This window comes from Mangrovibacter sp. MFB070 (genome assembly GCF_000705335.1).
GTDB classification, from domain to species: domain Bacteria; phylum Pseudomonadota; class Gammaproteobacteria; order Enterobacterales; family Enterobacteriaceae; genus Mangrovibacter; species Mangrovibacter plantisponsor.
The window spans coordinates 1-11,636 of record NZ_JJMI01000032.1 but is presented as its reverse complement, the minus strand read 5'-3'; the positions used below and the strand labels follow the sequence as shown (position 1 = coordinate 11,636).

At 52.7% G+C, this 11,636-nt stretch carries 9 protein-coding genes; 7 read left to right on the top strand and 2 right to left on the bottom strand.

Going from position 1 to position 11,636, the window contains the following annotated elements:
- The coding region (locus tag DT73_RS15955; protein WP_036111442.1) for an autotransporter domain-containing protein at positions 1–534 on the top strand (534 nt) is incomplete at its 5' end.
- Positions 535–889: 355 nt separating this feature from the next.
- Here DT73_RS15955 and ppa read toward each other — a convergent pair.
- Complete coding sequence (gene ppa / locus DT73_RS15950) at positions 890–1,420, bottom strand: inorganic diphosphatase (protein WP_036111433.1); 531 nt, start codon at positions 1,418–1,420, stop codon at positions 890–892.
- 395 nt (positions 1,421–1,815) lie between these two features.
- Here ppa and ytfQ point away from each other — a divergent pair, with 395 nt between their 5' ends.
- The 5 genes from ytfQ to DT73_RS15925 all read left to right on the top strand — a co-directional run bounded on the left by ytfQ (position 1,816) and on the right by DT73_RS15925 (position 8,069).
- Entirely contained in the window at positions 1,816–2,772 is a 957-nt protein-coding gene (ytfQ, locus tag DT73_RS15945; protein ID WP_036111430.1) for a galactofuranose ABC transporter, galactofuranose-binding protein YtfQ, read from the top strand.
- Between the two features lie 59 nt (positions 2,773–2,831).
- Positions 2,832–4,334, top strand: a complete 1,503-nt coding sequence (gene ytfR, locus DT73_RS15940) for a galactofuranose ABC transporter, ATP-binding protein YtfR (protein WP_036111429.1) — start codon at positions 2,832–2,834, stop codon at positions 4,332–4,334.
- Positions 4,335–4,347: 13 nt separating this feature from the next.
- Positions 4,348–5,370: a galactofuranose ABC transporter, ATP-binding protein YtfT gene (gene ytfT, locus DT73_RS15935; RefSeq protein ID WP_036111426.1), complete on the top strand. Its 1,023-nt coding sequence runs from the start codon at positions 4,348–4,350 to the stop codon at positions 5,368–5,370.
- Positions 5,357–6,358 carry a galactofuranose ABC transporter, permease protein YjfF gene (gene yjfF, locus DT73_RS15930; protein WP_036111422.1) on the top strand — a complete coding sequence of 334 codons (1,002 nt, stop codon included), beginning with the start codon at positions 5,357–5,359 and terminating at the stop codon, positions 6,356–6,358. The genes ytfT and yjfF overlap by 14 nt, the downstream gene beginning before the upstream one ends.
- Before the next feature lie 91 nt (positions 6,359–6,449).
- Positions 6,450–8,069 (top strand): methyl-accepting chemotaxis protein, encoded by a 1,620-nt coding sequence (locus DT73_RS15925; RefSeq protein WP_072006980.1) that lies wholly within the window; start codon positions 6,450–6,452, stop codon positions 8,067–8,069.
- A 63-nt stretch (positions 8,070–8,132) separates the two neighbouring features.
- Here DT73_RS15925 and fbp read toward each other — a convergent pair whose 3' ends face one another.
- Positions 8,133–9,134 (bottom strand): class 1 fructose-bisphosphatase, encoded by a 1,002-nt coding sequence (gene fbp / locus DT73_RS15920; protein ID WP_036111419.1) that lies wholly within the window; start codon positions 9,132–9,134, stop codon positions 8,133–8,135.
- A 185-nt stretch (positions 9,135–9,319) separates the two neighbouring features.
- Between fbp and mpl the strand changes: the two genes are divergently transcribed.
- Positions 9,320–10,696, top strand: a complete 1,377-nt coding sequence (gene mpl / locus DT73_RS15915) for a UDP-N-acetylmuramate:L-alanyl-gamma-D-glutamyl-meso-diaminopimelate ligase (protein WP_036111416.1) — start codon at positions 9,320–9,322, stop codon at positions 10,694–10,696.
- Positions 10,697–11,636 lie beyond the last annotated feature (940 nt).

The window sequence follows — 11,636 nt, the reverse complement described above, 5'->3', positions numbered from 1 at the left end:
AGCCGCCGCGACATCCGCTTTGAAGGGGTGCGCAACAGTGCCCGCAGCGACGTGCACATCCAGCAGCTGGCACTGCGCAGTGAAGGGGCGAAAACCCTGAAGCTGGGCGATAACCTGCATGTGAAACCGTTCGCTGGCGTGGCGCTGCGCCACCAGATGACCGGGAGTATGCAGGAGCGCGGAGCAGGGGATTTCAACCTGAGCATGCAGCGTTACACGGAAACGGCGGTGGACGCGGTAACCGGGCTGCACCTGAACTGGTCCGGCGACCGTGGCTGGGGCGCGCAGGCGGTACTGGAAGCGGGGCCGAACCTGGCATTCAGCCGCCAGGGGCGCACGGCCAGCCTGGCAGGGGCATCGGGGCAGCAGTTCCGGGTGGAAGACGGCAAACGCGGTGGCGGGGTGAACAGCCAGGCCACGGCGGGCGCGCACTACCGCCAGGGCAGCCTGGACATTGGGGCGAATGCGTTCCACTGGCGTGAAGACGGCGCACAGGACAAAGGCTTCCTGTTAAGCCTGACGCACCATTTCTGATAATTTCTGCAAACCGCAGGTAAACCACGGGAAGTGCAGGCATAACCGCACTTCCCGTTTTCTTAACCTGCCACGACAAAAATGTACCAATAAAAAAGCACTGCCGCAGGGCAGTGCTTGAGTCTGCTGACAAACCTCATGTTCGCACAGAACGAGAGGATGTCGCCCAATAACAAACCAGGAAAATCAATTTATTGATTTTCGGCTGCTAACTAAAAAGAAGGAAAAACCACGCTTTTTCCTTCTTTTTCATCAATCTTAAGCACTGCCGCAGGGCAGTCCTTAATGATTTATGCGCTGACGGGTGCGGTGAGCACCCTGCCACCGGCATCGCGCCGCATGGCTGTATCAGGCATTATTTTTTGGCAGCGCGTTCGAAAGAGGCAACGATTTCAGCTTTAGCGGCTTCTGCGTTGTCCCAACCGTCAACTTTCACCCATTTGCCTGCTTCCAGATCTTTGTAATGTTCAAAGAAATGGGTGATCTGTGCTTTCAGCAGTTCTGGCAGGTCGTTCACATCTTTAATGTGATCGTATTCTTTGCTCAGTTTGGTGTGCGGTACTGCAACCAGTTTGGCATCTTCGCCAGACTCGTCAGTCATTTTCAGTACGCCAACCGGACGGCAACGAATAACAGCACCCGGCTGCAGCGGGTACGGAGTTGGCACCAGTACGTCAACCGGGTCACCGTCCAGAGACAGGGTATGGTTGATGTAGCCGTAGTTGCACGGGTAGAACATAGCAGTAGACATGAAACGGTCTACAAACAGTGCGCCGCTTTCTTTGTCGACTTCGTATTTGATAGGGTCTGCGTTAGCCGGGATTTCGATAACAACGTAGATGTCTTCCGGCAGATCTTTGCCTGCTGGTACGTTCAGTAAGCTCATGTCTGTTTCCTTTAAATGTGTGGCAAACAAGTGCCGGGTATTATAGCCAACTGCGCCCGAATGTCTTCGCCTGTTTTTCTTAATCCGGAAAAGTTCGAGGCAAGCGGCAGCGTACTTTCCAGCATAAAAATCCATAAAGCCAGCCGCATTATTTATAAATTCTTGTAACCGGTTACAAAAGGGAAATCCCAGCGAATTCATTGATGAAAAAAACAGCACTTACCTTTTGTGGTGAGGAGCCTCATCCAGCCCGATCCTTGACCAAAACTGAATGTTAACAATTATGCTACTTTTTTGAATTGTGATGTAACGCATTCTGTTACATCCCGAATTGTCTATAGTTTCCCCTGCAGATGTACTTCTTACCAATAATAACCCTACGAGAGGACGCGCTTATGTGGAAGCGGTTACTTTTAGTCTCTGCAGTTTCAGTGGCTATGTCATCAACAGCGATGGCAGCCCCCCTGGTGGTTGGATTTTCTCAGGTTGGTTCTGAGTCTGGCTGGCGTGCGGCAGAAACCAATGTTGCCAAAACGGAAGCGAAAGAACGCGGAATTACCCTGAAAATTGCCGATGCACAGCAAAAACAAGAGAACCAGATTAAAGCGGTACGCTCTTTTGTTGCCCAGGGCGTGGACGCAATCTTCATTGCACCTGTGGTAGCGACCGGCTGGGAGCCGGTGCTGGAAGAAGCCAAAGATGCGAAGATCCCGGTGTTCCTGCTGGACCGTTCTATTGATGTGAAAGACAAATCCCTGTACATGACCACGGTAACAGCCAACAACGTGCTGGAAGGCCAGTTAATTGGCGACTGGCTGGTAAAAACTGTCGCAGGTAAGCCGTGTAATGTTGTTGAGTTGCAGGGTACTGTGGGTGCCAGCGTGGCGATTGACCGCAAGAAAGGCTTTGCTGAAGCCATTGCCAAAGCGCCAAATATCAAAATCATTCGTTCCCAGTCTGGCGACTTTACCCGCAGTAAAGGTAAAGAAGTCATGGAAAGCTTCATCAAAGCGGAGAACAACGGCAAAAATATTTGCATGGTTTACGCCCATAACGACGATATGGTCATCGGGGCAATCCAGGCCATTAAAGAAGCCGGGTTAAAACCGGGTAAAGATATTCTCACCGGCTCTATTGATGGCGTACCGGATATCTACAAAGCCATGATGGCAGGCGATGCAAATGCCAGCGTTGAACTGACGCCAGATATGGCAGGCCCGGCCTTCGATGCGCTGGAAAAATACAAAAAAGACGGCACTGTTCCACCGAAAACAATTATCACCAAATCAACGCTCTACCTGCCAGATACAGCGAAACAGGAATACGAGCGCAAACTCCATATGGGTTATTAACCAACCAGGCTCAGGCTGCTTTCGTGGCCTGAGCCGTTTCCCTGACCGGAGACTCCGCGATGAACACCCGTGATAATCAGGAAATTTTGCGTACGGAAGGCCTGAGTAAATTTTTCCCCGGCGTAAAAGCGCTGGATCATGTCGATTTTCAACTACGCCGGGGCGAGATAATGGCCTTGCTGGGTGAAAATGGTGCCGGTAAATCAACATTGATCAAATGCCTGACTGGTGTTTATCAGCGTGATACCGGGGCTATTTACCTGGAAGGGCAGTCTGTCTCACCGAAAAATACGGCAGACGCACAGCGCCTGGGGATCGGTACGGTCTACCAGGAAGTTAACCTGCTCCCGAATATGTCCGTGGCCGATAACCTGTTTATTGGCCGCGAACCTCGCCGTTTTGGCTTACTGCAGCGCAAAGAAATGATCCGCCGTGCCAGTAAGTTGATGGCTTCTTACGGTTTTGAACTGGATGTACGTGAACCCCTGAATCGTTATTCGGTGGCCATGCAGCAAATTGTCGCTATTTGCCGGGCTGTGGATCTGTCGGCCAAAGTCCTGATCCTGGACGAACCCACCGCAAGCCTCGACACCAAAGAAGTTGAAATGCTGTTCACTCTGATGCGTCAACTGCGTGATCAGGGCACCAGCCTTATCTTCGTCACCCACTTTCTCGACCAGGTTTATGAAGTGACGGACAGAATTACCGTACTGCGTAATGGTGCATTTGTTGGCACGGAAAACACAGCCGATCTGCCACAAATTGAACTGGTTAAGATGATGCTGGGCCGTGAGCTTGAACAAAATGCGCTGCAACGTGCCGGGCGAACACTGCTGAGCGACAAACCCGTGGTGGAATTTACCGGCTACGGCAAAAAAGGTGTGATCAAACCGTTCGACCTGGCAGTACGCCCCGGCGAAATTGTTGGTCTGGCTGGCCTGCTGGGTTCCGGGCGTACTGAAACCGCAGAAGTCATGTTTGGCATTCGCCCTTCCGATGCAGGTAGTGTGGCGGTAAAAGGCAAAACGATGGCACTGCGCACGCCGCATCAGGCTTCCTGCGCCGGGATTGGTTTTTGCCCCGAAGACCGAAAAACCGACGGGATCATCGCCGCTGCATCTGTGCGGGAAAATATCATTCTGGCGCTCCAGGCACAGCGTGGCTGGCTACGGCCAATTCCGCGTAAAGAACAGCAGCAAATAGCCGAGCGGTTTATCCGCCAGTTGGGGATCCGCACACCGGGCATGGAACAACCCATTGAGTTTTTATCTGGTGGGAATCAACAAAAAGTCTTGTTATCCCGCTGGCTGCTCACCAAACCCCAGTTCCTGATCCTCGATGAACCGACCCGCGGTATTGATGTGGGCGCACATGCTGAAATTATCCGCCTGATAGAAACACTTTGCGCAGATGGCCTGGCGCTGTTGGTTATCTCTTCAGAACTGGAAGAACTGGTGGGCTATGCCGACCGGGTGGTGATCATGCGTGATCGCCAGCAAATTGCCGAGATCCCCCTCGAAGATCTCTCTGTCGCCGCCATTATGAATGCCATTGCGGCATAAGGAGGAGATTGTGATGCCGCATTCGTTATCAGGCCCCGGGCAGCGCCGCCGCACCTTCCGCTGGCCGCAGGGCACCCCGCAATTTATTGCGCTGTTGCTGGTATTACTGGTGGACAGCCTGGTTGCACCCCACTTTTTCCAGGTAACTTTGCAGGATGGCCGCCTGTTTGGCAGCCCTATTGATATCCTTAACCGTGCCGCACCGGTGGCATTACTGGCGATTGGTATGACGCTGGTCATTGCCACTGGTGGTATTGATTTGTCTGTTGGGGCAACCATGGCAATTGCCGGGGCCACTGCCGCGGCACTGACCGTGCAGGGGCATTCGCTGGCTGTGGTGATTCTGGCTTCACTGGGCGTTGGCATGCTGGCCGGGTTATGGAATGGCATTCTGGTCGCCATACTTAAGATTCAGCCGTTCGTTGCCACCCTGATCCTGATGGTTGCCGGGCGCGGTGTGGCGCAGCTTATCACCTCCGGGCAAATCGTCACCTTTAACTCGCCTCACCTTTCCTGGCTGGGTAGCGGTTCGCTGTTGTTCTTCCCAACGCCAGTGGTCATTACCCTGATAACCCTGGTCGCTTTTTGGGTTCTGGTGCGCAAAACAGCACTGGGGCTGTTTATTGAAGCGGCAGGGATCAACATTCGTGCGGCAAAAAACGCCGGGGTGAATACCCGTATTGTTGTAATGCTCACCTATGTGCTGAGCGGTTTGTGCGCAGCCATTGCCGGGATAATTGTCGCCGCAGATATTCGCGGTGCCGATGCCAATAATGCCGGGTTGTGGCTCGAACTGGACGCGATCCTTGCTGTGGTTATCGGCGGTGGTTCGCTGATGGGCGGGCGTTTCAACATGGTGCTGTCAGTGGTGGGCGCACTGATTATTCAGGGCATGAACACCGGGATTCTGCTGTCAGGCTTTCCGCCGGAAATGAACCAGGTGGTGAAAGCCATCGTCGTGCTGTGTGTGCTGGTTGTTCAGTCTCAGCGTTTTATTTCATTGATTAAAAGGTGGCGCCGCCATGATGAAGCGTAATTTGCCGCTGGTGATCACCCTGCTGGTGTTTATTCTCGGCTACCTGTTCTGCCTGGCTCAGTTTCCGGGCTTCGCCTCAACCCGGGTCATTTGTAATATTCTGACAGATAACGCTTTTCTGGGGATCATCGCCGTTGGCATGACCTTTGTGATTATCTCCGGCGGGATTGATCTTTCAGTTGGGTCAGTAATCGCTTTTACCGGGGTATTTCTGGCAAAAGCGCTGGGCGACTGGGGGATGTCTCCGGCTGTGGCATTCCCGTTGGTCATGCTGATGGGATGTGGGTTCGGTGCATTTATGGGGTTGCTGATAGATGGCCTGAAGATCCCCGCTTTTATCATCACCCTGGCCGGTATGTTCTTCTTGCGGGGAGCCAGCTATCTGTTGTCTGAAGAGTCGATTCCTATCAATCACCCTGTCTACCAAACCTTGTCCACTCTGGCCTGGCGAATTCCGGGCGGTGGCCGCCTGAGTTTCCTGGGCGTGGTAATGTTAGTGGTGGTGGTGTTTGGCATTCTGGTGGCAAGCCGCACGCAGTTTGGTAACCGGGTGTACGCCATTGGCGGCAGTGCCACATCTGCCAACCTGATGGGGATTTCAACCCGCAGCACCACTATTGGTATTTATATGCTCTCTACTGGGCTGGCAACCCTGGCGGGGATTGTCTTTTCCATTTATACCTCAGCAGGTTATGCCCTGGCTGGTGTTGGGGTTGAGCTGGATGCTATCGCTTCGGTTGTTATTGGCGGCACGTTACTCAGTGGTGGCGTGGGAACGGTGCTGGGGACCCTGTTTGGTGTGGCAATTCAGGGGTTAATTCAGACTTACATTAACTTCGACGGCACGCTGAGCTCGTGGTGGACCAAAATTGCTATTGGCATTCTGTTATTTATTTTTATTGCGATGCAACGTGGACTGATGGCGTTCTGGGAAGGTCGCCAGAGTGTTCCTGTTAACAGAATTAACATAGAGCCAACAAAGACGTAACCTTATGAAAAATCATTAAACTTACCCCGGTAGTGGACGATAACCGTACTGTTATATTTTTAATCATTCTTGCCACTACCGGGGCTATTTTATGTTACGACATCTTTCTCTACGTACAGCATTGCTCTCCCTGTTAGCCATAATGACATTCCTGATGCTGATGGTCAGCGCAATCGGTATTTATGCGCTCCAGAACAGCGCCTCTTCGCTACAACGTATTAATGATCTGCACAGCCAGCAACTGGCGGGTATAGACCAGAGCTATATCGCTTTGCTGCGTGCGCGCAATGATGCCGGGCAGGCAGTTCGTTTAATGGAAATCGGCATGCTGGATGATGCCGCTGCTCTGGTGAAAAAGGTGAACAGTGATATCGCCAGCGCACGTAAAACAATCATGGCACAGGTCGCCACTGGTATTGATGACACCAAAGGCGCGTCATTACTGCAGGAACTGGGCAAAAGCTTCGTCACTTACGATGCACAGGGCATTGTTCCTATGCAGGACGCTCTGAATAAGCAAAGTGCCGATGATTATTATGACTTGCTGGAAAACAAGCTGATGCCTCTGGCAAACCAGTTTGATGACCGGATGCAGGCATTTCAGTCATGGTCAGATGAATATGGCAGTCAACAGGTACAGTCTGTGCAGGCAAGAAAGAGCCGGGTACTGGGCCTGATTGTTGTTGCGCTACTGGCAACCGCGGGGTTAATGGCCATCGCCTGGCTGATGTTGCGCCACCGTTTTCTGCACCCACTGGATAATGCCATTGTGCTGCTCGAAAAAGTCGCTCAGGGCGACCTGACTCAGGCAAGTAGTTACCATAACCGCAATGAACTGGGGCGGCTGAGCCAGGCTATTGATGCCATGCGCACAGCTTTGATGGATTCAATGAGCCAGGTGAAAAGCGTGGCACATGGGATTGACCAGGGAAGCCAGATGCTGCTTAACGGCAATGTGGAACTGGCTCAGCGTACCGAAAGCACCGCCAGTTCATTAGAACAAACGGCAGCCAGTATGGAGCAGATTACCGCGACAGCAAAACAGAATGCCGATAATGCCCACCAGGCACATGATATGACACTGCATGTGTCCGACACGGCAGACCAGGGAAGTGAGAAAGTCTGTTATGTCATCGAAAAAATGCAGGATATCGCCACCAGTTCCAACAAAATCGGCGACATTCTTGGCGTTATCGATGGTATTGCCTTTCAGACCAATATACTGGCGCTTAATGCATCTGTAGAAGCGGCTCGTGCTGGTGAGCAAGGGCGCGGATTTGCCGTGGTTGCCAGTGAGGTGCGCAATCTGGCTCAGCGCAGCGCGGATGCTGCAAAAGAAATTCGCTCTTTAATCATGGCCTCCCGTGAGCATGTCGATGAAGGCCAGCAACTGGCTCTGGAAGCCGGAGAAACGATTGATGAGATAGCAACGGAAGTGTTGCGCATGACCAAACTGGTTCGTGAAATAGCCACCGCTTCTGAAGAACAACGCCATGGAATTGAGCAAATCAATATCGCAGTGAATCAAATGGACGATGCAGCACAACAAAACGCCGGCCTGGTACAGGTTTCAGCTTCATCCATGCAGGCGATGGAAAATCAGTCACGGCAGTTAATGGCTGTGGTTGGGGAATTTAAACTGGCCCAGGATGACACCGTAGTTGAACCTGGCAGGGAAGAAGCTGAACTGCCGCTGGCACTTCCTGCCTGACACGCAATAAAAACAGGGCGCTTATGCGCCCTGAATGACCTGATGAAAGGCTGATTACCTGGCTTACAGTGAATCCGGGTATTCGCGCATAAAGCGCTCCAGGTCATCAACCATTTGTTCTGTACCCACAAAGAACGGGCGGCGCTGGTGCAGGCTGTCTGGCTGAATATCCAGAATACGCTGTTTACCATCGCTCGCTTTCCCACCAGCCTGTTCGGCTAGGAATGCCATAGGGTTGCATTCGTATAACAGGCGAAGTTTGCCTTCCGGGTAGCTTGCTGTGCTGGGGTACAGGTACAGGCCACCTTTCAGCAGGTTACGGTGGAAGTCAGCAACCAGGGAACCGATATAGCGTGAAGTGTATGGGCGGTTAGTCGCCTTGTCTTCTTCCTGGCAGTACTTAATGTACTTTTTCACACCTTGCGGGAATTTAATGTAGTTCCCTTCGTTAATGGAGTAGGTGTTGCCTTTTGGTGGGAAATTCATGCGCTCCTGAGACAGGCAGAAAACCCCCAGAGACGGATCGTAGGTAAAGGCGTGAACACCACAGCCAGTGGTGTAAACCAGCATGGTGGATGAGCCATAAACTACGTAGCCTGCTGCCACTTGCTGGCTGCCAGGTTGCAGAAAGTCTTCCAGAGTAACAGGCGTACCAACCGGTGTAACGCGGCGGTAAATAGAGAAGATGGTACCAACAGAAACGTTAACGTCGATATTGGTAGAGCCATCCAGTGGGTCCATCAGCACAACATATTTTGCGTGCTCGCACCCTTCGAAAACAACAATTTCGTCTTCTTCTTCAGAAGCGATGCCGGCAACGATATCGCGGGCTTTCAGTGCTGCTTTCAGTTTTTCATTGGCAAACAAATCCAGCTTCTGCTGTTGTTCACCCTGAACATTCTCGGCGCCGCTGGCCCCCAGGATATCAACCAGACCTGCTTTGTTGATATCGCGGTGGATGATTTTGGCACCCAGTTTTATCGCCGATAATAACGCAGTGAGTTCCCCGGTGGCGTGAGAAAACTCGTGCTGCTTTTCGACAATAAATTCACCTAACGTTTTCATAACACTTTCCCTGCATTCAGTGGAGTAAAGCGGTTGAGTAGAGCGAATACAACAATACTAACAAAGTTTAAAATAAACGCGCACTGGTGAATCGCGCCAGCAAGGATGGGATTTCGCTGAAAAGTCATTTATTCATCATAGAACATACGGGTAGAATGTGCGCCAGAAAGGAAAAGGACAGAGCTATGCGTATTCATATTCTGGGAATTTGTGGCACGTTTATGGGCGGCCTTGCCATGCTGGCACGGGCTTTGGGGCATGAAGTAACCGGGTCCGATGACAATGTGTACCCGCCAATGAGCACGTTGTTGGAAAAACAGGGTATAGACCTGATTCAGGGCTATGATGCCAGCCAACTGGAACCGCAACCCGATTTAGTCATCATCGGTAACGCAATGACGCGTGGTAATCCCTGCGTGGAAGCGGTGCTGGAAAAAAGTATTCCGTACATGTCCGGGCCACAATGGTTGCATGATTTCGTTCTGCGCGACCGTTGGGTGATTGCTGTTGCGGGTACGCATGGCAAAACGACAACGGCCGGGATGGTTAACTGGATCTTGGAAGACTGTGGCTACCAGCCAGGCTTTGTGATTGGTGGTGTTCCCGGTAATTTTGACGTTTCTGCCCGCCTGGGTGACAGCCCGTTCTTTGTTATTGAAGCCGATGAATATGATTGCGCCTTCTTTGATAAACGTTCCAAGTTTGTGCATTACTGCCCGCGGACACTGATTCTCAATAACCTTGAGTTCGACCACGCCGATATTTTCGACGACCTGAAAGCCATTCAGAAACAGTTCCACCACCTGGTGCGTATTGTGCCAGGCCAGGGGCGTATTATTCTGCCGGAGCATGACACTAACCTGAAACAGGTTATGGCAATGGGCTGCTGGAGTGAGCAGGAGCTGGTTGGCGAACAAGGTCACTGGCAGGCGAAAAAAGCAAACCAGGATGCTTCCCAGTGGGAAGTGTGGCTGGATGGTGAACAGGTTGCAGCAGTTGATTGGGCGCTGGTTGGCGAGCACAACATGCATAACGGCCTGATGGCAATTGCAGCTGCACGCCATGTTGGTGTGGCACCCGCAGATGCCGCTAAAGCGCTGGGTTCATTTATTAATGCCCGCCGCCGTCTGGAATTGCGCGGTGAAGCAAATGGGGTCACGGTGTATGACGATTTCGCTCATCACCCTACCGCTATTCTGGCTACACTTGCGGCCTTACGCGGCAAAGTGGGTGGCACCAAACGCATTCTCGCTGTGCTGGAGCCGCGTTCCAACACCATGAAAATGGGGATCAGTAAAGATGACCTCGCCCCATCTTTGGGCCGGGCAGATGAAGTCTTTTTGTTCCAGCCTCAGCATATTCCCTGGCAGGTTGCCGAAGTGGCTGAAGCCTGTGTGCAGCCAGCACACTGGAGCGCAGACCTCGACACGCTGGTGGATATGATAAGTAAATCGGCGCAACCAGGTGATGTGATTCTGGTGATGAGTAATGGTGGTTTTGGTGGGATTCATCAGAAGTTGCTGGATGCGTTGGAAGTGAAGGCGCAGCGTTCAGTGGAGTAAGCGGGGGGAATTTGCTCTCCACTTTCAGTGGTGTAGTTGTTTCCGTTCACTTCCTGTGGGGTCAGTGCAGTGGGTTCCGTTCACCGGAAGTGATGTGGTTAATGTGGCTTCACAGCCTGTGAACGGGCTAAAGGGGGCTCGCCCCCTTTGCAATCCCCGTTTTCGCTGGCGACCGGTGCTGCGCACTGCGTTCACCTCCGGGCAGTCAGCCTGCGGCCGGCTCGACTCGGCATCCATGCCTCGGTTCGCCTTATTCCGCCGTCCAGGCGGAATAACCTTGTCTTCCTTTCTGCGGTTCACCGGTCTTACGCGAACAGGCCTCGCTGCAAGTAGCGGGGTTTTTTGTATTGTGTTGAGTGGCTGTAAGTCCAGAGCCTGGTATGTCTTTGTTTGTTTTTTGCTGCTGGCACGGCGCGCAATTTGCTCTGTGCTGGCAGATTATTGTTACAGTGGTGACTGTTCCGTTCACTTCCTGTGGGGTCAGTGCAGCGGGTTCCGTTCACCTGAAGTGATGTGGTTAATGTGGCTTCACAGCCTGTGAACGGGCTAAAGGGGGCTCGCCCCCTTTGCAATCCCCGTTTTCGCTGGCGACCGGTGCTGCGCACTGCGTTCACCTCCGGGCAGTCAGCCTGCGGCCGGCTCGACTCGGCATCCATGCCTCGGTTCGCCTTATTCCGCCGTCCGGGCGGAATAACCTTGTCTTCCTTTCTGCGGTTCACCGGTCTTACGCGACACAACCCTCGCTGCAAGTAGCGGGGATTTTTGTGTTGTGTGGTGTGGCTGGGGGATTTGTGCATTGTCTGTTCTTTTTGATTTTTGCTGAGATATTACAGGCGGGTGTGGGGTGTGGCCTCTAAATCGTTGAGGCGTGCCTGGCGGGCCGGGGCTGCCTGCAGGACGCAGGCAGAGCGACGGGAGGCAGGAAGCCGACTCGGAGCGG

Coding starts and splice junctions, on each gene's coding strand:
- ytfT (WP_036111426.1), top strand. CDS start 4,348: ATGCCGCATTCGTTATCAGGCCCCGGGCAGCGCCGCCGCACCTTCCGC.
- ytfR (WP_036111429.1), top strand. CDS start 2,832: ATGAACACCCGTGATAATCAGGAAATTTTGCGTACGGAAGGCCTGAGT.
- DT73_RS15925 (WP_072006980.1), top strand. CDS start 6,450: ATGTTACGACATCTTTCTCTACGTACAGCATTGCTCTCCCTGTTAGCC.
- fbp (WP_036111419.1), bottom strand. CDS start 9,134: ATGAAAACGTTAGGTGAATTTATTGTCGAAAAGCAGCACGAGTTTTCT.
- ppa (WP_036111433.1), bottom strand. CDS start 1,420: ATGAGCTTACTGAACGTACCAGCAGGCAAAGATCTGCCGGAAGACATC.
- yjfF (WP_036111422.1), top strand. CDS start 5,357: ATGATGAAGCGTAATTTGCCGCTGGTGATCACCCTGCTGGTGTTTATT.
- ytfQ (WP_036111430.1), top strand. CDS start 1,816: ATGTGGAAGCGGTTACTTTTAGTCTCTGCAGTTTCAGTGGCTATGTCA.
- mpl (WP_036111416.1), top strand. CDS start 9,320: ATGCGTATTCATATTCTGGGAATTTGTGGCACGTTTATGGGCGGCCTT.